The sequence below is a fragment of the Bradyrhizobium sp. Kon10 genome (genome assembly GCF_055807395.1).
Genome location: NZ_JBVVOZ010000010.1, coordinates 151877 through 173329 on the forward strand (window position 1 = coordinate 151877; position 21453 = coordinate 173329).

17 protein-coding genes and 1 pseudogene are annotated in these 21453 nt (G+C 65.4%); 11 read left to right on the forward strand and 7 right to left on the reverse strand.

All coding sequences use genetic code 11. From position 1 onward, the window contains the following. Positions 1 to 14: 14 nt before the first annotated feature. From mmsB to AC0L2O_RS16580, 5 genes and pseudogenes are all read left to right on the forward strand, one after another. A pseudogene (mmsB, locus tag AC0L2O_RS16560) lies at positions 15 to 917 on the forward strand (3-hydroxyisobutyrate dehydrogenase); the annotation flags it as partial. Between the two features lie 131 nt (positions 918 to 1048). Further along, a complete protein-coding gene (locus AC0L2O_RS16565) occupies positions 1049 to 2767 on the forward strand; it encodes an AMP-binding protein (protein ID WP_473370446.1) in 1719 nt (572 codons plus the stop codon). Between the two features lie 161 nt (positions 2768 to 2928). Next, positions 2929 to 3408, forward strand: a complete 480-nt coding sequence (locus tag AC0L2O_RS16570; protein ID WP_473370447.1) for a MaoC family dehydratase — start codon at positions 2929 to 2931, stop codon at positions 3406 to 3408. A 217-nt stretch (positions 3409 to 3625) separates the two neighbouring features. Beyond that, a complete protein-coding gene (locus tag AC0L2O_RS16575) occupies positions 3626 to 4543 on the forward strand; it encodes an SDR family NAD(P)-dependent oxidoreductase (protein ID WP_473370448.1) in 918 nt (305 codons plus the stop codon). 152 nt (positions 4544 to 4695) lie between these two features. Further along, on the forward strand, positions 4696 to 5934 hold the full coding sequence (locus AC0L2O_RS16580; protein ID WP_473370449.1) for a BaiN/RdsA family NAD(P)/FAD-dependent oxidoreductase: 1239 nt from the start codon (positions 4696 to 4698) through the stop codon (positions 5932 to 5934). On the opposite strand, the gene AC0L2O_RS16585 is transcribed toward AC0L2O_RS16580, so the two are convergent. Continuing rightward, positions 5929 to 7146 (reverse strand): MFS transporter, encoded by a 1218-nt coding sequence (locus tag AC0L2O_RS16585; protein WP_473370450.1) that lies wholly within the window; start codon positions 7144 to 7146, stop codon positions 5929 to 5931. The two genes, AC0L2O_RS16580 and AC0L2O_RS16585, sit on opposite strands and share 6 nt — an antisense overlap. A 94-nt stretch (positions 7147 to 7240) precedes the next feature. Here AC0L2O_RS16585 and AC0L2O_RS16590 point away from each other — a divergent pair, with 94 nt between their 5' ends. Then, positions 7241 to 8143 (forward strand): LysR family transcriptional regulator, encoded by a 903-nt coding sequence (locus tag AC0L2O_RS16590; protein WP_473370451.1) that lies wholly within the window; start codon positions 7241 to 7243, stop codon positions 8141 to 8143. Here AC0L2O_RS16590 and AC0L2O_RS16595 read toward each other — a convergent pair. From AC0L2O_RS16595 to AC0L2O_RS16605, 3 genes are all read right to left on the reverse strand, one after another. Beyond that, a complete protein-coding gene (locus AC0L2O_RS16595) occupies positions 8140 to 9219 on the reverse strand; it encodes a D-TA family PLP-dependent enzyme (RefSeq protein ID WP_473370452.1) in 1080 nt (359 codons plus the stop codon). The genes AC0L2O_RS16590 and AC0L2O_RS16595 overlap by 4 nt on opposite strands. Positions 9220 to 9283: 64 nt before the next feature. Next, the gene (locus AC0L2O_RS16600; RefSeq protein ID WP_409189119.1) at positions 9284 to 11104 is read right to left on the reverse strand and encodes an ABC-F family ATP-binding cassette domain-containing protein; all 1821 of its coding nucleotides are present in this window, start codon (positions 11102 to 11104) and stop codon (positions 9284 to 9286) included. A gap of 8 nt (positions 11105 to 11112) precedes the next feature. Beyond that, complete coding sequence (locus tag AC0L2O_RS16605) at positions 11113 to 11610, reverse strand: YaiI/YqxD family protein (RefSeq protein ID WP_409189118.1); 498 nt, start codon at positions 11608 to 11610, stop codon at positions 11113 to 11115. Between the two features lie 140 nt (positions 11611 to 11750). On the opposite strand from AC0L2O_RS16605, the gene AC0L2O_RS16610 reads away from it, so the two are divergent. Further along, positions 11751 to 12551: a hypothetical protein gene (locus AC0L2O_RS16610; RefSeq protein WP_409189117.1), complete on the forward strand. Its 801-nt coding sequence runs from the start codon at positions 11751 to 11753 to the stop codon at positions 12549 to 12551. A 167-nt stretch (positions 12552 to 12718) separates the two neighbouring features. Here the strand turns inward: AC0L2O_RS16610 and AC0L2O_RS16615 are convergent, their stop codons facing one another. Beyond that, positions 12719 to 15091 carry a xanthine dehydrogenase family protein molybdopterin-binding subunit gene (locus AC0L2O_RS16615; protein ID WP_473370453.1) on the reverse strand — a complete coding sequence of 791 codons (2373 nt, stop codon included), beginning with the start codon at positions 15089 to 15091 and terminating at the stop codon, positions 12719 to 12721. Between the two features lie 210 nt (positions 15092 to 15301). On the opposite strand from AC0L2O_RS16615, the gene AC0L2O_RS16620 reads away from it, so the two are divergent. Then, positions 15302 to 16375 (forward strand): Ppx/GppA phosphatase family protein, encoded by a 1074-nt coding sequence (locus AC0L2O_RS16620; protein WP_369724421.1) that lies wholly within the window; start codon positions 15302 to 15304, stop codon positions 16373 to 16375. 1 nt (position 16376) lies between these two features. Then, on the forward strand, positions 16377 to 17099 hold the full coding sequence (locus AC0L2O_RS16625) for an RlmE family RNA methyltransferase (protein WP_473370454.1): 723 nt from the start codon (positions 16377 to 16379) through the stop codon (positions 17097 to 17099). Positions 17100 to 17221: 122 nt separating this feature from the next. Here the strand turns inward: AC0L2O_RS16625 and AC0L2O_RS16630 are convergent, their stop codons facing one another. Further along, entirely contained in the window at positions 17222 to 18712 is a 1491-nt protein-coding gene (locus tag AC0L2O_RS16630) for an MFS transporter (RefSeq protein WP_369724417.1), read from the reverse strand. Positions 18713 to 18790: 78 nt separating this feature from the next. After that, entirely contained in the window at positions 18791 to 19138 is a 348-nt protein-coding gene (locus tag AC0L2O_RS16635; protein WP_473370455.1) for a hypothetical protein, read from the reverse strand. On the opposite strand from AC0L2O_RS16635, the gene AC0L2O_RS16640 reads away from it, so the two are divergent. Beyond that, positions 19137 to 19547 carry a helix-turn-helix transcriptional regulator gene (locus AC0L2O_RS16640; RefSeq protein ID WP_409189114.1) on the forward strand — a complete coding sequence of 137 codons (411 nt, stop codon included), beginning with the start codon at positions 19137 to 19139 and terminating at the stop codon, positions 19545 to 19547. The genes AC0L2O_RS16635 and AC0L2O_RS16640 overlap by 2 nt on opposite strands. 217 nt (positions 19548 to 19764) lie before the next feature. After that, positions 19765 to 21255 carry an IMP dehydrogenase gene (guaB, locus tag AC0L2O_RS16645; RefSeq protein ID WP_473370456.1) on the forward strand — a complete coding sequence of 497 codons (1491 nt, stop codon included), beginning with the start codon at positions 19765 to 19767 and terminating at the stop codon, positions 21253 to 21255. The last annotated feature ends 198 nt before the right edge of the window (positions 21256 to 21453 follow it).

Sequence of the window (21453 nt, forward strand, 5' to 3'; positions counted from 1 at the left end):
AACGAACTGCATCACGGGAGGACACGAAGATGGCCACGATCGCATTTATCGGTCTCGGCAACATGGGCGGCCCGATGGCGGCCAATCTGGTCAAGGCCGGCCACAAGGTGGTGGCGTTCGACCTCGTCGAAGCCTCGCGGGTGCAAGCCAGGGCCGACGGCGCCGGCATCGCGGACAGTGCAGCTGGGGCGGTGACGGGCGCCGATGTCGTCGTCACCATGCTGCCGGCCGGCAAGCACGTGCTCGGCGTCTGGAACGAGGTCATTCCCGCCATGACAAAGGGCGCGCTGATTATCGATTCGTCCACCATCGACGTCGAGAGCGCGCGGCAGGCGCATGCGCTCGCCGGCAGGCACGGCGTGCTGTCGGTGGACGCGCCGGTGTCCGGCGGCACCGGTGGCGCTAAGGGCGCGACGCTCACCTTCATGTGCGGCGGCGAGGAGAACGCGTTCGCGGCGGCCAAGCCGGTGCTGGAGAAGATGGGCAAGAAGATCGTTCATTGCGGCGGCGCCGGTGCGGGGCAGGCCGCGAAAATCTGCAACAACATGATCCTCGGCATTTCCATGATCGCGGTCAGCGAAGCCTTTGCGCTGGCCGAGAAGCTCGGCCTCTCGCATCAGGCGCTGTTCGATGTCGCCTCGACGTCGTCGGGCCAGTGTTGGTCGCTGACGACCTATTGTCCGGTGCCGGGGCCGGTGCCGACCTCGCCCGCCAACAACGACTACAAGCCGGGCTTTGCGTCCGCCCTGATGGTCAAGGACCTGACGCTGGCGCAGGACGCGGCCAATGCCGCGGGTGCTTCGACCCCGCTCGGTCAGCATGCGCAGGAGATCTATCAGGCCTTCGATAAGGCCGGCCACGGCGGGGTGGATTTTTCCGGAATTATCAAGCACGTTCGCAGCCTCGCTGGAAAGTAGCGAGGCTTTGCCCGTAGCCCGGATGGAGCGAAGCGAAATCCGGGACAGCTGCTTCCAATTGCGTAGCCGTTCCGGGATTGCGCTTCGCTCCATCCGGGCTACGCTCAAGATCATTTTGACGGGCTTGGACCATGACGACATTTCAGGAAGCGCGCGCGTTTCTGCTTGAGAACCGCACGGATTACGACGCCGCGGTCGAAGGGTTTCGCTGGCCCGATCCGGTTCCCTTCAATTGGGCGCTCGACTGGTTCGACGCCGAGCTGGCGGGGAATGCGGAGAGCAAGGTTCGCCCTGCGCTCTGGATCGTCGATGCCGCGCAAGACCGCCAGACAAAACTGTCCTTCGGGGCGCTATCGCGCCGTTCCAACCAGGTCGCAAACTTCCTTCACGCGCAGGGCTTGAAGCGCGGCGACCATCTCCTGCTGCTGCTCGGCAATGTCGTGCCGCTGTGGGAGACCATGCTGGCCGCGATCAAGCTCGGCGTCGTCGTCATTCCCGCCACAACGCTGCTCACCGCCGATGAACTCCGCGACCGGCTCGATCGCGGCAAGGCGAAGGCGGTGGTGGCCGCGCAGGATCAAGTCGCGAAATTCGCGAGCCTCGGGGCCGAAAACATCGTGCGCATCGTGGTCGGCGCAGCGTCCGACGGCTGGCTTTCGTACAACGATGCGGCGAAAGCGCCGGAGAGCTTTGCGCCGGACGGCCCGACGAACGCCGACGACCCCATGCTGCTCTATTTCACCTCGGGCACGACGGCCAAACCAAAGCTCGTCCTGCACAGTCAGCGCAGCTATCCTGTCGGCCATCTCTCCACCATGTACTGGATCGGGCTGAAGCCCGGAGATGTTCACCTCAACATTTCGTCGCCCGGCTGGGCCAAGCACGCCTGGAGCTGCTTCTTCGCACCGTGGAACGCCGGCGCCACCGTGTTCGTGGTCAACCAACCGCGTTTCGATGCCAAGGCACTGCTTACAACCATCGGCCGCTGCGGCGTCACCACGTTGTGCGCGCCGCCGACGGTGTGGCGGCTGTTCATCCAGGAGAACCTCGCGGCGTTCAAGGTCGCCTTGCGCGAGGTCTGCGGTGCCGGCGAGCCGCTCAATCCGGAAGTGATCGATCAGGTGCAGGCGGCCTGGGGGCTCGCCATCCGGGACGGCTACGGCCAAACTGAAACCACCGCGCTGGCCGGCAACTCGCCGGGCCAGAAGATCAAGATCGGCTCGATGGGGCGCCCGCTGCCGGGCTACCGCGTGCAGGTCAGCGATGCCGACGGCAACCCCGCCAAGGAAGGCGAGGTGGCGTTGCTCTTGGGCAGTGATCGTCCCGCCGGCCTGATGCAAGGCTACCAGGACGACGACGGCATGCTCTCCGGCGCCGAAGGCGAGCTCTATCGTAGCGGCGATGTCGTGTTCGAGGACGACGACGGCTATCTCACCTTCGTCGGCCGCTCCGACGACGTGTTCAAATCATCCGACTATCGCATCAGCCCGTTCGAGCTGGAGAGCGTGCTGCTCGAGCACGAACTCATCGCCGAGGCCGCTGTGGTGCCGAGCCCTGATCCGATCCGCCTCGCGATCCCCAAGGCCTTCGTGCTGCTGATTTCGGGTGCCGAGCGGAGCCCGGAAACCGCGCTGTCCATCTTCAGGCATCTGCACACGCGCCTTGCGCCGTTCAAACGGATCCGTCGGCTCGAAATCGTCACCGAGCTGCCAAAGACCATCTCGGGAAAGATCCGCCGCGTGCAGCTACGCCGTCTCGAGCGCGACGACGACCGCAACGATCCCCTGCGCGGCCGCGAATTCCGCGAAGAGGATTTTCCGGAGTTGCCGAAAGCCAGGGGTGAGAGCTAAGTGAACATACAAAGATCGTCATTCCGGGGCGCGCGAAGCGCGAGCCCGGAATCCATTTCGCAACGAACTCTGCGGCACGATGGATTCCGGGCTCGATGCTCCGGGCCGCACTTGCGCGGTCCCGTCGCATCGCCCCGGAATGACGGCACCAGGAGCTATCAATGAACGAAGTCTGGAAAAAACCGCCGATCACGTTGGACGCCTATCGGGCCATGGTCGGCAACGAGATCGGGGTGTCCTCATGGCACCTGGTCGACCAGCCGCGTATCGACAGCTATGCCGACGTGATCGAGGATCATCAGTTCATCCATGTCGATCCCGTGCGCGCAAAGAAGGAGACCGCCTTCGGCACCACCATCGCGCACGGCTTCCTGACGATGTCGCTGCTGTCGATCATGTCCTACGAGGTGATGCCGGTGATTGCCGGCACCACGATGGGCGTCAATTACGGTTTCGACAAGCTCCGCTTCATCTCGCCGGTGCGTTCGGGCAAGCGCGTCTGCGGCCGTTTCGTGCTGGCGGAAGCCAAATTGCGCAAACCCAATGAATTGCAGTCGCGCACCAACGTCACGGTGGAGATCGAGGGCGAAGACAAGCCGGCGCTGGTCGCAGACTGGCTCGGGTTGATCTATTTTGCGTAAGCTGTACCGGGCTTGACCCGGCTCTTCATCGCTGCTCAAAAAGCTACCGAAAGCGCGATCTTACCCTCTCCCCTTGTGGGAGAGGGTGGCTTCGCGAAAGCGAAGACGGGTGAGGGGTATCTCTCCGCGGACTCGCCTGCGGAGATAACCCCTCATCCGGCGCTTCGCGCCACCTTCTCCCGCAAGGGGAGAAGGAACAAGAAGCAGGAACTGCACAATGGCAATCAGGTTTGATGGACGCGTCGCCATCGTCACCGGCGCAGGCAATGGCCTCGGACGGGCGCATGCGCTGGGATTGGCGAGCCGCGGCGCAAAAGTCGTGGTCAATGATTTCGGCGGCGCGCGCGACGGCAGTGGCGGCTCGCTCTCGCCGGCGGAAGCCGTGGTCGAGGAGATCCGCAAAGCGGGCGGCACGGCGATGGCCGACGGCGCCGATGTCTCCAATTTCGAGCACGTCACCGCCATGGTCGAGCGCGCCACCAAGGAGTGGGGCAGCGTCGATCTCTTGTGCGCCAATGCCGGCATCTTGCGCGACAAGTCGTTCGGCAAGATGGAAGCGGCCGATTTCCAGAAGGTGCTCGACGTGCACCTCGTCGGCACCTTCTACTGCTGCAAGGCGGTCTGGGCCGGCATGCGCGACCGCAACTACGGCCGCATCGTGCTGACCACGTCCTCCTCCGGACTTTACGGTAATTTCGGCCAGGCCAATTACGGCGCGGCGAAGTCCGGCATGGTGGGCCTGATGAACGTGCTCGCCGAAGAGGGTCGCAAGACCAACATCCGCGTCAACATCATCTCGCCGACGGCTGCGACCCGCATGACCGAGGAGCTGCTGCCGCCGCAGGCGCTGCAATTGATGAAGCCGAACGCGATCACGCCTGCTGTCGAATATATGCTGAGCGAGGATGCGCCGACCCGCACCATCATGGGCGCGGGCGCAGGCTCCTTCGCCGTGATCAAGATTGTCGAGAGTGAGGGCATCAACCTGCCGGAGGCCGAATGGACGCCGGATGCGATCGCCGCGCACTTCGCGGAGATCAGCGACATGTCGAAGGCGAAAGCGCTGGCGGGAGCGTTCGAGCAGACGCAGAAATATGTAGGGCAGGCTGCGGCACGGGCGGGCATCAAGCTGTAGCGCGTCTGTCATTCCGGGGCGCCCGAAGGGCGAGCCCGGAATCCATCGTGCAGCAATATCCGTGGCCTAATGGATTCCGGGCTCGCGCCCAAGCGGGCGCGCCCCGGAATGACAGACATTCTTGTGGCGCGAATCTGGCCTAAACTCCCGCCATGACCACAACCCATACCCACGTCGCAATCATCGGTGCCGGTCCCGCCGGCCTGATGGCGGCGGAGGTGCTGGCGCAGGGTGGCGCCTGCGTCACCGTCTACGACGCCATGGCGTCAGCGGGCCGCAAATTCCTGATGGCCGGCCGTGGCGGTCTCAATCTGACCCACAGCGAGCCGCTGCCGGAGTTCATGGCGCGTTATCGCGACGCGGCGCCGATGCTGAAGGCGGCAATCGACGCGTTTCCACCCCACGCGCTGCGCGCCTGGAGCGAGGCGCTCGGCGAGCCGACCTTCGTCGGCACCAGCGGACGTGTGTTTCCGAAAGCGTTCAAGGCGTCACCCTTGCTGCGTGCCTGGCTGCGCCGGCTCGATGCCGGCGGCGTGCGGTTTGCCTTTCGCCATCGCTGGAGCGGCTGGGATGAAGCGGGGCAGCTGCTGTTTCACGCCACCGACGGTCAACAGGCGATTGAGGCCAAGGCAACGGTGCTTGCGCTTGGCGGCGCAAGCTGGCCGCGGCTCGGATCGGATGGTGGCTGGGTCGACATCCTCCGGGCAAAAGGTATTGCTATCTCAAAACTGCGGCCTGCCAATTCCGGCTTCACGGTTGCGTGGTCGGAGGTTTTCCGTGACCGTTTCGAGGGCCAGCCGCTCAAGGGCGTGGCGCTGACGATCGGTGCACACACGGTGCGCGGCGAAGCCATGATCACCCGCACCGGTATCGAAGGTGGCGCGATCTATGCGCTCTCCGCGGAGTTGCGCGAGGCGGTGCTGGGTCTCGGCCAGGCGACGCTGACGATTGCGTTGCGGCCCGACCTCGACATCGCGGCTCTATCCGAGCGCCTGTCAGGCACGCGCGGCAAGCAATCGCTCGCGAACTTCCTGCGCAAGGCGGCGCAGGTGTCGCCGGTCGGCATCGGCCTGATGCAGGAGGCCGCCATCGCGTCAGGCCGGCCGCTCGCCTCGTTCTCGCCGGCGGATCTCGCGAACCTGATCAACGCAATTCCGGTTCAGCTCACCGGCGTCGCCGCGATCGATCGGGCGATCTCGACCGCAGGCGGAATAACTTTTGAGGAGCTCGACGCGCATTTCATGCTGCGCCGCCTGCCCGGCGTGTTCGCGGCCGGCGAGATGCTGGACTGGGAAGCGCCGACCGGCGGCTATCTGCTGCAGGCATCATTCGCGACCGGGCGCGCCGCGGGGCAGGGCGTCTTGCGATGGCTTTCGCAATCGCCATCATGACGTGCCGGTCCGGGTGATGAGATCCGTCAGCAGCCCGAGCGCACCAAAACTCGCCGCCACCGCGCAGACCGTCGTCCACCCGCCAAAGCTCCAGGCCACCGATGCTGCAGCGGCGCCGACCCCGCCGCCGATGAAGAACAGCGCGACGAACAGGCCGTTCATGCGGCCGCGTGCCTCGGGGCGCAAAAGGTTGATGGCGCGGCGGCCCAAGGTCTGGTCGGTGGTGATGCCGACGTCGAGCAGGATCGTGCCGAGGCTCAGCACCAACAGCGCGGCGATGCGCGATTCGAGCGCACCGGCCCAGGCACAGAGTGCGAGCGAGCCGATGATGAGCAGATGCGCCGCAACGAACAGCGGGCGTGCCCAGCCCTTGTCGCCCCAGCGGCCGGCCATTGGAGTCGCGGCGGCGCCAGCGACGCCGATCAGCGCGAACACGGCAATTCCCCTCGCATCGAGGCCGAACGGCGCATCCGGCAGCCGCAGCGCGACCGCCGACCAGAACGCGGTGAAGGACGCCATGACCAGGGCCGCAGTCCAGGCGCGCATGCGGAGCACGGGCTCCTCGCGCAGCAGTCTTGGAAAGGAGAGCAGCAATTGGCCGTAGCTCGCGCGCCCCGTCGGCTGAAGCGGTGGAAGGTAGCGGCCGAGCGCCCCGGCAAGCAGCGCCATCAGGACGGCGGAGACGACGTAATAGGCGCGCCAGCTCCAGAGATCGGCGATCAGGCTCGCCGCAGGCCGCGACAGCAGGATGCCGATCATCAATCCACTCATCACCTCGCCGATGGCCTGGCCGCGGCGATCCGGCGCCACCATGGCTGCGACGAGCGGGACCATCATCTGGATCGCTGCGCAGGAGGCGCCGAGGACGAAGGTGGCAAGCAGCAGCATTGATGGTGTCGGCGCAAATGCTGTCGCAAGCGCGGCGAGGATGGCACAGCCCAGCGTGCGCAGGATGACGCGCCGGTTCTCGACGAGATCGACCAGCGGCACCAGCAGCAGCAGCCCGAGCGCATAGCCAAGCATTGTCAGCGTGCTGATCAGGCCCGCCTGCCACGCCGGCATCGACAATGAGCGCCCGATCAAGCCGAGCAGGATCTGCGGCGCGAACAGATTGGTGACGACCACGCCGGTGGTGAGGGCGCCGAGCCAGATCAGGGACCGCTCGGCGAGCTGGTTTGGGGACGCAAGCTTGGTGGTGTCGGAAATCGTCATCGGACCTCGCAGGGACTTGGTGCGAGTACCCCTTTAGGCCGCAGGCCTAATATGCTACAATTCAAATAAGCCTATAAAGAATATGCGAGTTTGTATGAATACCCATGACCTTGTCGCCTTCGTTGCCGTGGTCGAGACCGGATCGATCGTGGCTGCTTCGGCGCGTCTCAATCTCACTCAGCCCGGCGTGACCCGGCGCATCCAGAATCTCGAGGAGATGCTGGGAGCACAGCTGCTGGACCGGTTGTCAAAGCCGCTGAAGCCGACGGCAGCGGGCCATGAGGCCTATGAGCAGGGCCGACGCCTGCTCCGGATGCTCGATGATCTCAAGTCGGGCGTCGCCAATGACGGCGTGGTGCGGGGCGAGTTCAGGCTCGGTCTGACGCCATTCCTTTCGGAGGCGGGGCTGACCGGACCGCTCGATGCGGTGCGCGCCGAATTTCCCGCGCTGGCCGTGCGTGTCGTCTCCGGCTGGTCGCCGAACCAGCTCGAGCGGGTCAGCCGCAACGAGCTCGATGCGGCCGCGATCTGTCTGCCTGACGGTGCGGTGCCGCCTTCCGATCTCGCCGCCGACGATCTCGGCGCCCAGCCCGTCGTTTTCGTCGTCGCGCGCGACATGAAGATTCCGCGCATCGTCGATCTGGAACGGCTGTCGCAGCTGTCTTGGGTGATCAACCAGGACGGCTGCGGATTTCGCGATACGCTGAAGCGCAAATTCGATGCGCAGCATCTGCCGTTCAGCATTGCCGTCGAGGCGCTGGACAGCGAGCTCCGATTGTCGCTGGCGTCGCGCGGCCTGGGCGTCGGGCTGGTCACACCGATCGCCCTGAGGCGCAGCGCGTTTCGCCACAAGCTCAAGCCGATCGCTGCGCGCGACTTCAAACCCGCGGTGCGCGCGTGGATCGTCCATCGCGCGCCGGCCGGCCGGCTGGAGCGACCGATCAAGCTATTTCGTGATGGACTCGACCGGGAGCTCCAGGCCCTGATCGGCGGCTAACGCAGCTTGCCCCGCGCGGCAACCGGCAGCGTGCCGATGATCTCCTCGCCGCGCACCATCACGACTTCGTCCATCATGTTGACGACGACGCAAACATGATTGGGCACGATGCGGACGACATCGCCGACATTGGGGCGGGTGTTGCTGCGGGAGAGGTCGAGGAAGCCGTGCTCCTCGGCAAAGCGTGCGATCTTCGCTTCGGGGTGTTCCAGGATGAGGCCGTGGCCGTCGAGGCCGCCGGTGTCCGTCGTCAGCGTCTTGGAGCCGGCATCGAGGATGCCGCGCTCGGGCGCGGCACGGCTCACCACCGTCGAATAGATGTGAAGCGCGCAGTCGTCCCAGGTGGCGGAGCCGGCGGCGACCTGCATGCGGTCGTTGTAAATGTAGGTGCCGAAACGGTGCTCGGTGCCGCCCTTGAGCTTGCCAATGTTCTTGAGGTTCGGCGTGCCGCCGGTCGAGACCATGGTGGCGTCCAACCCGTGCGCGCGCACGCCGGCCAGCGCCTCGTCGAAAAACATTTGCGCGTCGGCCCAGCCGGTCTCGGTCGGATAGAGCATGAAGCCGGCGAAGTGCAGCCCCTTGGATGCTGCGATCTCACGCGCGAGCGCGATCGCCTCGGCCGGCGTCTCGACACCGGCGCGCTTGCGCCCCGTGTCGCATTCGACCACGACCGACAGAGGACGGCCCGAAGCCGCGGCAGCCTTGGGCAGGCCGGCGACAACAGTCGAATTGTCGGCGGCCACCGTCATGTTGGCCTTGGCCTGCAGCGCACCGAGCCGCGCCATCTTCTCTTCGCCGAGGAGATTGTAGCTGATCAGGATGTCGTCGATGCCGGCATTGGCCATGATCTCGGCCTCGCCGAGTTTCTGGCAGGTGATGCCCTTCGCGCCCGACGCGACCTGCATCTTCGCGATGGTCGGGTTCTTGTGGGTCTTGATGTGCGGCCGGTTGGCGATCCCGGCGTCGTCGCAGGCCTTCTGGATGCGCGCGATGTTGCGCTCGACCCTGTCCATGTCGATGACGGCGCAGGGCGTGCCATATTCACGGGCGATCTTGGCGGCGAGAGGAGTTGTCATGGGAATCTCTTAGTTGGCGCGCATTCTGATCGCAAAACCGGTGCCCACTTTTGCGGAATGCGCGCTAGGCCTGTTCAATTTCTTCGCGCCGCACTTCGAGCTCCAGCCATTTGTCCTCGGCCTCGGCCAGTTCCTTTTGCGCCTTCGTCAGGGCGTCAGAGGCCTGGTCGAAGCGCTTGCGATCCTTGCGGAACAGATCGGGGTCGTCAAGGAAGCGCTGCTGCTTGGCGATCTCGGCCTGCAGCTTGGCGATGGTCTTGGGCAGCGTGTCCAGCGCATGCTGCTCGTTGAAGCTCAACCGTCGTTTGCTAACTCCGGAAGGCGCGACTGACCGCATCTCTGTCTTGCCTTCGCCAGCCTTGTCTTGGACCGCCTTGGCCGTCGCGCGCTTCACGTCGGCGCCGCGCTGGGCCAGCATGTCGGTGTAACCGCCGGCATATTCGAGCCAGCGTCCGTTGCCCTCGGGCACGATCACCGACGTCACCACGCGGTCGAGAAAATCGCGATCATGGCTGATCAGGATCACGGTGCCCTCATAATCGCCGAGCATTTCCTCGAGGACATCGAGGGTCTCGAGGTCGAGATCGTTGGTCGGCTCGTCCAGCACCAGGAGGTTGGAGGGCTTGGCCAGCGCGCGTGCCAGCATCAGCCGGCCACGCTCGCCCCCGGACAACACCTCCAGCGGCGTGCGCATCTGTTCCTGGGCGAACAAGAAGTCCTTCATGTAGCTGACGACATGCTTCGGCTTGCCGCCGACCATGACATGATCGCCGCGGCCGCCGGTCAACGCCTCGGCCAGCGTCGACTTGGGATCGAGACTTTCGCGATGCTGGTCGAGCGTCGCCATCTCGATATTGGCGCCGAGGCGGACGCCGCCGCTGTCCGGTGCGCTGCCGCCGGTCAGCATTTCGATCAGCGTGGTCTTGCCGGCGCCATTCGGGCCGACGATGCCGATGCGGTCGCCGCGCTGGACGCGGATCGAGAAGCCGTCGACGATCTTTCGCTCACCATAGGACCGGCTGATATTCTTGGCCTCGATGACGAGCTTGCCGGACTTGTCGGCTTCGGCGGCCGCGAGGTTGGCGTTGCCCGTCGCGCCGCGATAGTCGCGCCGCTGGTCGCGCAGCGCATGAAGATTGCCGAGCCGCTTGACGTTGCGCTTGCGCCGGCCCGAAACGCCGTAGCGCAACCAGTGCTCCTCGTTGACGATCTTGCGGTCGAGCTTGTGCTGGTCGCGCTCTTCTTCCGCGAGCACCTCGTCGCGCCAGGCCTCGAAGGCGCTGAAGCCGCGGTCGATCTGCCGAATCTGGCCGCGGTCGAGCCAGGCGGTGCTGCGCGACAGGTTGGACAGGAAGCGCCGGTCGTGGCTGATGATCACCAGCGCGCAGCGGCGGCTCTCCAGTTCGGCCTCCAGCCATTCGATGGTCGGAAGATCCAGATGGTTGGTCGGCTCGTCCAGCAGCAGGATGTCGGGCGAGGGTGCCAGCACGCGCGCCAGCGCGGCGCGGCGCGCCTCGCCGCCCGAGACATGCGCCGGATCTTCTTCGCCGCTGAGACCGAGCTGTTCGACCAGATAGCGCGCCTGATAATGATCGTCGCCGGCATTGAGCCCGGCCTCGACATAGGCCAGCGTGGTGGAGAAACCGGAAAAATCGGGCTCCTGCGGCAAATAGCGGATGGTGGCGCCGGGCTGCACGAAACGGCTGCCGCCATCCGGTTCGACCAGGCCGGCGGCGATCTTGAGCAGCGTCGATTTGCCCGACCCGTTGCGGCCGATCAGGCAGACGCGCTCCCCGGTCGAAACCGACAATTCGACGCCTGCCAGCAGCGGCGTTCCGCCAAAGGTCAGCCTGATATCGCGCAGTTGAATCAGCGGTGGCGCCATGCGGTGTCTCAGTCCTGTCTCGTTGCGGCCTGCTCGGCGCGGCGGCGCTGGATGCGGCGGATGGTCTGGTCGAGCATCGACAGGAAGGTCGAGCGGTCGCGCGGCGAATACGATTTCGGACCGCCGGTGACTTCGCCGGCCGAGCGCAAATCGGTCATCAGGTTGCGCACCGCGAGCGTCATCCCGATCGATTCCTCGGTGAACGCCTTGCCGTTGGACGCAATCACATCGGCCCCGGCCTTCACGCAGCGGCTCGCGAGTGGAATATCCGAGGTAATGACGATATCGCCGGGGCCGGCGCGTTCCGCGATCCAGTCGTCGGCGGCATCCATGCCGGCGCCCGCCGCGACCCGCTCGATCAGCGGATCCTGCGGCACGCGAATGAAATTGCCCGCGACCACGCTCACCGGCAGGCCATGCCTGGCGGCGACGCGATAGATCTCGTCCTTCACCGGACATGCGTCGGCGTCGACATAGATGCGGGTGGCGTTTTGAGGGTTCGTCATTGTCCGTAGATAGGGCTTGCGAAGCGGTTTCGCAGCAGCCGCGTGGTACCCCATCCCGGTCGCAAAGGCGAGGGGATTGACCCCGGTTCCTCAAGGCCTACCATCGGCCCGAAACAACGAGAATTTGGGGAAGCCAAGCCATGCCGAACCGGCTCGAAACCTACCGCGTCGAGGCCTACAACACCGCCAAGCAATCCGAAAACAAGATGCACGACGACAATGTGGCGCGCCGCTTCGGCTTTTCCGGCGGGCTGGTCCCGGGTGTCGATGTCTTCGCCTACATGATGCACGTGCCGGTGGCGCGCTGGGGCGGCGATTTCCTCCTCCGCGGCCTGATCGAGGCGCGCTTCATCAAGCCGGTCTATGACGGCGAGACCGCGGACGTTGACGGCACCGAGCATAATGGCTTGCTCACGATCGAAGTGTTCAGCCGCACCGAGCTCTGTGCCACCGGCACGGCGTCGCTGCCTGCGGCCGCGCCAGCGGTGTCGTTGAGCGACTATGAGGACGTGGCGGCAGTCACCGAGCGCAAGCCGGTGAGCGCGGCGACGTTCGAGACCGGCACATGGCTTGGCACGACGCCGCGCCGCTGGGCCGGGCAGGACGCGGCCGACTATCTCGCCGACATCCGTGAAGCCGATCCGATCTTCGCGCGCGAGGGGCTCGGCCACCCCGGCCTGATCCAGCGCGTCATGAACCGGGTGCTGGTCGACAACACCATCCTGGGTCCGTGGATTCACGTCGGCAGCCGCATGCAGCTTCTCGCACCCGCGCGCACCGGCGACGAAATCACCGCGCGAGCAAAGGTCACAGCAAACTACGAGAAGAAAGGCCACCGCTTCGTCGAGCTCGACGCGCTGGTCGTCGCCAATGGCACGATGCCGCTGGCGCATTGTCAGCACACCGCAATCTACCAGCCACGCGAGCAGGCGGCGGCTTAAGTGTAGGGAACGGGCACAGCGCGTCCTCGCAGCCGCTGTCATTCCCCGCGAAGGCGGGGAATCCAGTACGCCGCGGCTTCTCGGTCAATCACTCCTGTCTCGGAGTACTGTCATCGCCCGGTCAAGCCGGGCGATGACAGTGTGCGTGTGGAGGCAGAAGGGCAGCCCTACGCCGCCGCCGTCTTCGCGTCCTGGATCGCCCGCCACACCCGCTCCGGGGTCAGCGGCATGTCGATGTGCTTGATGCCGTACTCGGAGAGCGCATCGACGACCGCGTTCACCACCGTCGACATGCTGCCGGCGCAGCCGGCTTCGCCGCAGCCCTTGCTGCCCAGGGGATTGCTCTTGGCCGGCACCGGGTGGTCGCCGACGGCCATGTTAGGAACGTCCTCCGCGCGCGGCAGTGCGTAGTCCATCAGCGAGCCCGTGATCGGCTGCCCGCTCTCGTCGTAGCGGACCTGCTCCATCAGCGCTTGTCCAATGCCCTGCACGACGCCGCCGTGGAGCTGGCCCTCGACCAGCAGCGGATTGATCACCGTGCCGAAATCGTTGACCGCGCTGTAGCGCACGATCTGCACCACGCCGGTGTCGGGATCGATCTCGACCTCGGCGACATGGCAGCCGTTTGGGAACGCCGACGGCACCGGCTCGCTGGTGTGGTCGACGTCGAGGCTATCCGGCACGCCGTCCGGCACCTTGCCGTCATGCAGGCGCTTGGCGAGCTCCATGATGTCAATGCTGCGATCGGTGCCGGCGATGGTGAAGCTGCCGCCTTCGAACTCGATGTCGGCCTCGGAGGCTTCCAGCATGTGCGCCGCGGCGCGCTTGCCCTTCTCGATCACGAGCTTCGCGGCTTCCACGATCGCCATGCCTGTCGCAGTGATCGAGCGCGAGCCGCCGGTGCCGTTGCCGGTGTGGACGATGTCGCTGTCGCCCTGCACCAGCTTGACGCTTTCGAAGGGAACGCCGAGCTGCGCGCACAGCACCTGCGCAAATGGCGTGGCGTGGCCCTGGCCGTAATCGAGCGTGCCGGTGATGAGCTGCACGCTGCCATCAGGATCGAACACGATCTTGCCGAGCTCGACGCCGGGAGGTGCGGTGACCTCGAGATAGGAGCCGACCGCGATACCGCGCAGCTTGCCGGCCTTCTTGCTCTCTTTCTTGCGCTTGGCAAAATTCTCGTAGTCGGAGATCTCCAGCGCCTTGTTGAAGACCGACTGGAAGTCGCCGCTGTCATAGGTGACGCCGGAGGAGGCCGGGAACGGCATCTGGCTCGGCTTGATGAAATTGCGCTTGCGCAAGGTCAGCCGGTTGATGCCCATCTCGTCGGCGGCGCGGTCGATCAGCCGCTCCATGTAGTAGTTCGCCTCGGGCCGGCCGGCGCCGCGATAGGCGCCCATCAGCGTGGTGTTGGTCAGGACCGTCTTGATGTCGATCGCCATCAGCGGCGTGCGATAGACGCTGGAAAAGTTCTTGCCGGTGTTGAGCGAGAGCGGACTGGGCGCAACGCCGGTGATGTAGGCCCCGAGATTGCCGTAACCTGAGAGTCTGGCGGCGAGGAAGTGCCCCTCGGCATCGAGCGCGAGCTCGGCATGCATCTTTTGCCCGCGGCCGTGGCTGTCGGAGAGGAAGCTGGTCGAGCGCTCGTCGAGCCATTTCACCGGCCGGCCGAGCGCCTTGGCCGCGTAAAGGATGCACATGTATTCGGGATAATTGACGTTCTTCATGCCGAAGGAGCCGCCGACATTGGCGGTCAGGATCCGCACCTTCTCGTTCGGCACCTTCAGGTTTTTGGCGAGATTGGCGCGGTTGCCGGCAACGCCCTGCGTCGGCATCTGGATGGTGTAGCGCTCGATGACCTTGTCGTAGGAGGCGAGGCCGACGCGCGGCTCCATCGAGACGACGGCAACGCGGGTGTTCTCGATGTCGATCTTCGTGACGTGGGCGGCGCTGGCGAAGGCCGCGTTGACCTTCTCCGTGTCGCCATAATGGTAGTCGAGCGCGACGTTGTTCGGGATGTGGTCGTACAGCTGCGGCGCTCCGGGCCGAGCAGCTTCTTCGGGATCGGTAACCGCCGGCAGCGGCTCGATGTCAATTTCGACCGCTTCGGCTGCGTCGCGCGCCTGGGCCAGCGTCTCCGCCACCACGAAGGCGACGGGATCGCCGACGAAGCGGACCTTATCGGTCGCGAGCGGGTGGCGGTTGGTCTGGAGCAGGGGCGAGCCGTCACGGCTCTTCAGCGGCAGTCCGCAGGTGAAAGGGCCGTAGCCGGCGGCGTTGAGGTCGGTGCCGGTCCAAACGCCGAGCACGCCCGGCATCGCCTTTGCGGCCTCGGTGTTGATGCCGCGGATGATGCCATGGGCATGGGTCGAGCGGACGACCACCGCATGGGCCTGGCCGGGCAGGTTGAAATCGTCGGTGTAGCGGCCCTTGCCGCGCACCAGCGTGTCGTCCTCCTTGCGGCGGACCGGCTGCCCGACGCCGTATTTTTGCAGTGCGATAGCGTTGTCGAGCGTGGACGATTTGGTGTGTTCTTGCATGGAATTGACCTGAAAAGCCGGCAATTGCGCGTTTTGTGGGCGCCTGGGGGACCGGATCCCCTCAAATAACCCACCGACCCGTTCACGACAACGCACGAATGGGCATGGTCCCATGTGATGCGTTGTTGCACAGGACTGACGCGCTGCTAATGTTTCAGGCGAAAAAGCAATTCCAGATCGGCCCCTTAGGGCCGCGGAAAGACAGTTTGTATGAATGACCACACGCGGCTCCGCGACGGCCTTGCGCCGCACGGTGAGCTCGAGGGGTCGATGGCGGCGGTGGCATTGGCCCCCGAACCGTCCGTCGTCGCGCAAGCGCCGGGAACCGGCGTCTATGCGGCGCTCGACCTCGGCACCAACAATTGCCGGCTCCTGATCGCCTGTCCGACCCACGACGGCTTTCGTGTGGTCGATTCCTTCTCACGCATCATCCGGCTCGGCGAGGGTGTCTCGGCGACGGGGTGCATCAGCGAGGCCGCGATCGAGCGTGCCATCGTGGCGCTCAGCATCTGCCGCGACAAGATCAACTTCCGCAAAGCGCGGCGCCTGCGGCTGATCGCCACCGAGGCCTGCCGCGCGGCCTCGAACGCGGACGGGTTCCGCAGCCGGGTGGCGGCCGAGACCGGGATCGAGCTCGAGGTGATCGACCGCGGAACCGAGGCGGCGCTCGCCGTGCTCGGCTGCTCGCCGCTGGTCGACCCGAGGGGACGCGGCGCGATCCTATTCGATATCGGCGGCGGCTCGACCGAGCTGGTGCGGATCGAGCGCGACCCGCAAGATCCGGAGCCTCGGATCAAGGCCTGGATGTCGATCCCGCTTGGCGTGGTGACGCTCGCCGAGCAGTTCGGCGGCCGCGACGTCACGCCGGAGATCTATGCCGCGATGGAGCAGGAGGTGGCGAACCACGTCGCGCCGTTCGCGGAAGCGCATGGCGGCGATCTTGCCGACATGCATCTGCTCGGCACCTCCGGCACGGTCACGACGCTCGCCGGCATCCACCTCAACCTCGCGCGCTATGACCGCCGCCGGATCGACAGCGTGTGGATGAATGATTCCGACATTACCGCGACCATCAGCAGGCTGCTCGGCATGAGCTACGAGGATCGCGCCAACAACAACTGCATCAGCATCGAGCGTGCCGACCTCGTGCTGGCCGGCTGCGCCATCCTTGATGCGATCCGCCACGCTTTTCCGCTGCCGCGCCTGCGCGTCGCCGACCGCGGCCTGCGCGAGGGCATGCTGGTCGAGATGATGCGCGAGGACGGCGCGCTCAGGAGCTGGTGAGATGGCCAAGGACACCACCGGCCGCTTGCACGTCCAGGTCAAGACCGGCGGCAAGCGCAAATTGTCGTCGAAGCTCTGGCTGGAGCGGCAGCTCAACGATCCCTATGTCGTCAAGGCCAAGGCTTTGGGCTATCGCTCGCGCGCCGCTTTCAAGCTGCTCGAGATCGACGACAAATACCGGCTGCTGAAACACGGCATGTCCGTGGTCGATCTCGGTGCTGCGCCGGGCGGCTGGAGCCAGATCGCCGCCAAGCGCGTCGGCTCGGTCGACGGCAAGGGCAAGGTCGTCGCGATCGATCTGCTGGACATGCCGGAGATCGCCGGCGTCGACTTCGCGCAGCTCGACTTCATGGAGAACGACGCGCCGGAGAAGCTCAACGCCATGCTCGGGGGCGGCGCCGACGTCGTGATGTCCGACATGGCCGCCAACACCACCGGTCACCGCAAGACCGACCAGCTCCGCATCGTCGGCCTGATCGAGACCGCGGCCGCGTTCGCCTGCGACGTGCTCAAGCCCGGCGGGGCGTTCCTCGCCAAGACGTTCCAGAGCGGTGCCGACGCCGACCTGCTGGCCCAGCTCAAACGCGACTTTGCCACGGTACGTCATGTGAAGCCCGCCGCCAGCCGGCAGGATTCGTCGGAGCGTTACGTGCTGGCGACGGGATTTCGGGGGGGCTTGAACCCCAATATCCGCAGTCGTCCCGGCGAAGGCCGGGACCCATAACCACAAGCAGGTGTGGTTACGGGGACTCGGAGTTGCGGGTCTCGCGCCACAACTCCTCCCTGTGGTTATGGGTCCCGGCCTGCGCCGGGACGACACGGAGTGTGTTGCGCCATTGCGTGAACCTATCCCAACCTTTGGTCCCGCGCGTTCTGGGTATCCTCGGTCGCGGTTTTGACGGCGGCATTCGCCGCGCTCTTGGCCGCGCCTTTGCGGCTCGCGATCTCCACGGCCTTGCGGCCGGAGATCTCGTGGCCGGCGTCGCCGGGCATCTGCCAAAAGAACCAGCTCGACGCCGCCGAGGTCAGCGCGACCACGACGAAGGCCGGCGCGAACATCGTGGCGTCGAGCTCGCTGACATGATTGAGCCACATCGTGGTCTCGACCGAGGCCGCCCCGACGGCGATGCCGGCCGAGACCGCGAGCTGCTGGTTGACGCTGACGAGCGTGGTGGCGCGGCTCATCTGCGCGGTCTCGACCTCGGCATAGGCGACCGTGTTGATCGCGGTGAACTCGAGCGAGCGGAAGAAGCCGCCGACCACCAGGATGATCATGATGATGAGCAGCGGCGTCGTCACCGTGAACAGCGCGCAGGCGGCGAGGAAAACCGCGCTGATGATCGCGTTCACCGCCATCAGGTTGCGGAAACCGAAGGCGCGGATGATGCGCGCGGCGAGCGTCTTCATGCCCATGGCGCCGAGCGAGGAGCCGAAGGTGACGAGGCCAGACTTGAACGGCGACAGGCCGAAGCCGATCTGCATCAGCAGCGGCAGCAGGAACGGCAGCGCGCCGATGCCGAGCCGGAACATGAAACCGCCGAGAATGGCCGCGCGCAATGTCGGCAGCTTCAGCAGCGAGAAATCCAGCACCGGCGATCCCGTCCGCCGGGCGTGCAGCACATACAGCGTCATCGAGATCGACCCACCGATGACCAGGCCGGCAACCGTGCTCCACGGCAGCAGATTAAGCCCGGCAACAGACAGACCGAAGGCGATGCCGGCAAGCCCGATGCCCGCCAGCACCATGCCGTAGAGGTCGAACGGCTCGCGTTCCTCGCTCTTGATCGGGTCGATGAAGCGCAGCGCCATGAAGATGCCGAGCAGTCCGATCGGGATGTTGATCAGGAAGATCCAGTGCCAGGACGCATAGGTGGTGATGAAGCCGCCGAGCGGCGGGCCGATCACCGGACCGATCATCGCCGGCACCGTGACCCAGGCCATGGCGTTGACGAGCGCGCTCTTGTCGACCGAGCGCAGCAGCACCAGGCGGCCGACCGGGGTCATCATCGCGCCGCCCATGCCCTGGAGGATGCGCGCGAACACGAAATCGTTCACCGAGGTCGAGAGCGCGCAGCCGACCGATCCGGCCATGAAGACGCCGACCGCGATCGCAAACACCATCCGCGCGCCGAAGCGGTCTGCGGTCCAGCCGCTGGCCGGAATGAACACCGCAAGCGACAGCAGGTAGGAGGTGATCGCAAGCTTCAGCGTCAGCGGGCTGGTGCCGATATCGGCCGCGATCGCCGGCAGCGAGGTCGCGATCACCGTCGAGTCCATGTTTTCCATGAACAGAGCGGTGGCCACGATCAGTGGAATGATGCGTTGCTTGTCGACCATGACGGATTGGTAATGGCAATCGGAAGGAGGAGCGGGAATTGCGGCTTATCACCGCGACTCGGCCGGGACCATTGCGGATCAACGCATAGCACCTAAATCCTGCACGGGCGACCATCGCACTTTGCGATAGACATGCTTGCTTGCGGCATCGCAATGTGCGATGTTCGGCATGTGAAGGAGATCGAGTTCACTTCGGCTGCGGTCCGCCAGTGGCGCAAGCTTACGGCTGCCACGCGCGCTCAGATCGATCTCAAGCTGCAGACCTTTGCGCGGACCGGAGCGGGCGATGTCAAGGCGCTCAAGGGGACGCACGGCATGCGGCTCCGCGCTGGCGACTGGCGGGTGCTTTTCACGGTGAGAGGCAACAGGCTTACAGTTCACGCCGTTGGGCACCGCCGTGAAATCTATGATTGAGAGGTACACCATGGCTAAATCCGGCGCTGCGAAGAGCATTGTCCAGTTCATCCGAACACCCGCGGGCGATGATCTGGCAGTCCTGCCACGCAACGAGTATGACCGGCTGGTGGCGCTTGCGGCAGAAGCGCAGGAAGATGCCGCCGCAAGCCGGATTGTTCGGAACTCCATGCGCGCTCTGAAAGAAGGCCGCGAGGTGGTGCTGCCAAAGGTGGTCGTTGACCGGCTGACCGCAGGAGAGAACGCGATCCGCGTGATCCGCGAATGGCGCGGTATGATTCAGGACGAATTGGCCGCAGCAGCTGGTATCAGTCAGAACTACCTCTCTGATATCGAGAACGGCCGGCGTAAGGGACCTGCCGAGCTACAGAAGAAGTTTGCGCGCGCCTTGGGCGTTCCAGTCGACCTCCTGATCGACTGAGGCAGCCCGCCGCCGGGCCATCCCCACCGACTTGGCCTAAAAAGCCTGTGCATGGCTGGCCAGCGGTCCGAATTGCTTTGATTCGTCACCGGGCCGTGCTATCGACCCGCGTCAACCCCACCGATGGGCTCCGATTCTCCGGCGATGCCGCAAGGCACGCCGAGGGCGGCGCTCATCCATAGCTATTTGCGGCATCGCCGCAGGAAGGAGTTGGCACATGGCCACGGTGCAACAAGGCATCCGCGAAGCCTTTACGTTCGACGACGTGCTGTTGAAGCCGGGCCTGTCGGACGTCATGCCGGGCGAGGTCGACATCCGCTCGCGCGTGACCCGCGCCATCCCGCTCAACATCCCGATCATGGCGTCCGCCATGGATACCGTGACCGAGGCCCGCATGGCGATCGCCATGGCGCAGGCCGGCGGCATCGGTGTCATCCACCGCAATTTCGATCCCGAAGGGCAGGCCGCGCAAGTGCGGCAGGTCAAGCGGTTCGAGTCGGGCATGGTGGTGAATCCGCTCACCATCAGCCCCGAGGCGACGCTCGACGATGCGCTCAAGCTGATGAGCGATCACGGCATCTCCGGCATTCCCGTCGTCACCGGCGCCGCCAAGTCGATACCGGGCAAGCTGGTCGGCATCCTCACCAACCGCGACGTGCGGTTTGCAACCAATCGCCAGCAAAAAATCTCCGAACTGATGACGCACGAAAACCTCGTCACGGTGCGCGAGAATGTCAGTCAGGACGAAGCCAGGCGGTTGCTGCATCACCACCGCATCGAGAAATTGCTGGTCGTCGACGAGCAGTATCGCTGCGTCGGTCTGATCACCGTGAAGGACATGGAGAAGGCGGTCGCTCATCCGCTCGCCTGCAAGGACGCGCAAGGGCGCCTGCGCGTTGCCGCCGCCACCACGGTCGGCGATACCGGCTTCGAGCGCACCGAGCGGCTGATCGATGCCGGCGTCGATCTCGTCGTCGTCGACACCGCGCACGGCCATTCGCGCCACGTGCTGCATGCGGTGAATCGCATCAAGCGCCTGTCCAACTCGGTGCAGGTCGTCGCCGGCAATGTCGCAACGGCCGAGGGTACGCAGGCGCTGATCGATGCAGGCGCTGACTGCATCAAGGTCGGCATCGGGCCGGGCTCGATCTGCACCACGCGCATCGTCGCCGGTGTCGGCGTGCCGCAGCTCACCGCGATCATGGATGCGGTGGAAGCGGCGAAGAAGTCCGACATTCCCGTCATCGCCGACGGCGGTATCAAATTCTCCGGCGATCTCGCCAAGGCGCTCGCCGCCGGCGCCGACATCGCCATGGTCGGCTCGCTGCTGGCCGGCACCGACGAGACGCCCGGCGAAGTCTTCCTGTGGCAGGGCCGTTCCTACAAGGCCTATCGCGGCATGGGCTCGGTCGGCGCGATGGCGCGCGGCTCGGCCGATCGCTACTTCCAGCAGGACATCAAGGACACGCTCAAGCTCGTGCCTGAAGGCATCGAGGGCCAGGTGCCGTACAAGGGCCCGGTCGGCAACGTCATGCACCAGCTCGCCGGCGGCTTGCGCGCAGCGATGGGCTATGTCGGCGCCCGCGATCTGAACGAGCTGCACAACAAGGCGCAGTTCGTCCGCATCACCGGCGCGGGACTGCGCGAAAGCCACGTCCACGACGTCACCATCACGCGCGAGGCGCCGAACTATCCGGGCAGCGGTTAGGTTCGCTCAGCACGTGCCAAGAAGACGGTGTCATGCCCCGCGAAGGCGGCATCCAGTACGCCGCGGCTTCTCGGCTCAATCACAATTGTCTCGGAGTACTGGATCGTCCGCCCCAGTGCGTAATTGCGCACAAGGCGGACGATGACAGCGAGTGTGTGGCGTGCGCCTGCCACAAGCTCGTCATTGCGAAGAGCTTTC

What these genes read in the sequence shown, in the direction of transcription:
- AC0L2O_RS16565 (WP_473370446.1), top strand. Translation starts at nt 1,049, where the DNA reads ATGACGACATTTCAGGAAGCGCGCGCGTTTCTGCTTGAGAACCGCACG.
- AC0L2O_RS16570 (WP_473370447.1), top strand. Translation starts at nt 2,929, where the DNA reads ATGAACGAAGTCTGGAAAAAACCGCCGATCACGTTGGACGCCTATCGG.
- AC0L2O_RS16575 (WP_473370448.1), top strand. Translation starts at nt 3,626, where the DNA reads ATGGCAATCAGGTTTGATGGACGCGTCGCCATCGTCACCGGCGCAGGC.
- AC0L2O_RS16580 (WP_473370449.1), top strand. Translation starts at nt 4,696, where the DNA reads ATGACCACAACCCATACCCACGTCGCAATCATCGGTGCCGGTCCCGCC.
- AC0L2O_RS16585 (WP_473370450.1), bottom strand. Translation starts at nt 7,146, where the DNA reads ATGACGATTTCCGACACCACCAAGCTTGCGTCCCCAAACCAGCTCGCC.
- AC0L2O_RS16590 (WP_473370451.1), top strand. Translation starts at nt 7,241, where the DNA reads ATGAATACCCATGACCTTGTCGCCTTCGTTGCCGTGGTCGAGACCGGA.
- AC0L2O_RS16595 (WP_473370452.1), bottom strand. Translation starts at nt 9,219, where the DNA reads ATGACAACTCCTCTCGCCGCCAAGATCGCCCGTGAATATGGCACGCCC.
- AC0L2O_RS16600 (WP_409189119.1), bottom strand. Translation starts at nt 11,104, where the DNA reads ATGGCGCCACCGCTGATTCAACTGCGCGATATCAGGCTGACCTTTGGC.
- AC0L2O_RS16605 (WP_409189118.1), bottom strand. Translation starts at nt 11,610, where the DNA reads ATGACGAACCCTCAAAACGCCACCCGCATCTATGTCGACGCCGACGCA.
- AC0L2O_RS16610 (WP_409189117.1), top strand. Translation starts at nt 11,751, where the DNA reads ATGCCGAACCGGCTCGAAACCTACCGCGTCGAGGCCTACAACACCGCC.
- AC0L2O_RS16615 (WP_473370453.1), bottom strand. Translation starts at nt 15,091, where the DNA reads ATGCAAGAACACACCAAATCGTCCACGCTCGACAACGCTATCGCACTG.
- AC0L2O_RS16620 (WP_369724421.1), top strand. Translation starts at nt 15,302, where the DNA reads ATGAATGACCACACGCGGCTCCGCGACGGCCTTGCGCCGCACGGTGAG.
- AC0L2O_RS16625 (WP_473370454.1), top strand. Translation starts at nt 16,377, where the DNA reads ATGGCCAAGGACACCACCGGCCGCTTGCACGTCCAGGTCAAGACCGGC.
- AC0L2O_RS16630 (WP_369724417.1), bottom strand. Translation starts at nt 18,712, where the DNA reads ATGGTCGACAAGCAACGCATCATTCCACTGATCGTGGCCACCGCTCTG.
- AC0L2O_RS16640 (WP_409189114.1), top strand. Translation starts at nt 19,137, where the DNA reads ATGGCTAAATCCGGCGCTGCGAAGAGCATTGTCCAGTTCATCCGAACA.
- AC0L2O_RS16635 (WP_473370455.1), bottom strand. Translation starts at nt 19,138, where the DNA reads ATGGTGTACCTCTCAATCATAGATTTCACGGCGGTGCCCAACGGCGTG.
- guaB (WP_473370456.1), top strand. Translation starts at nt 19,765, where the DNA reads ATGGCCACGGTGCAACAAGGCATCCGCGAAGCCTTTACGTTCGACGAC.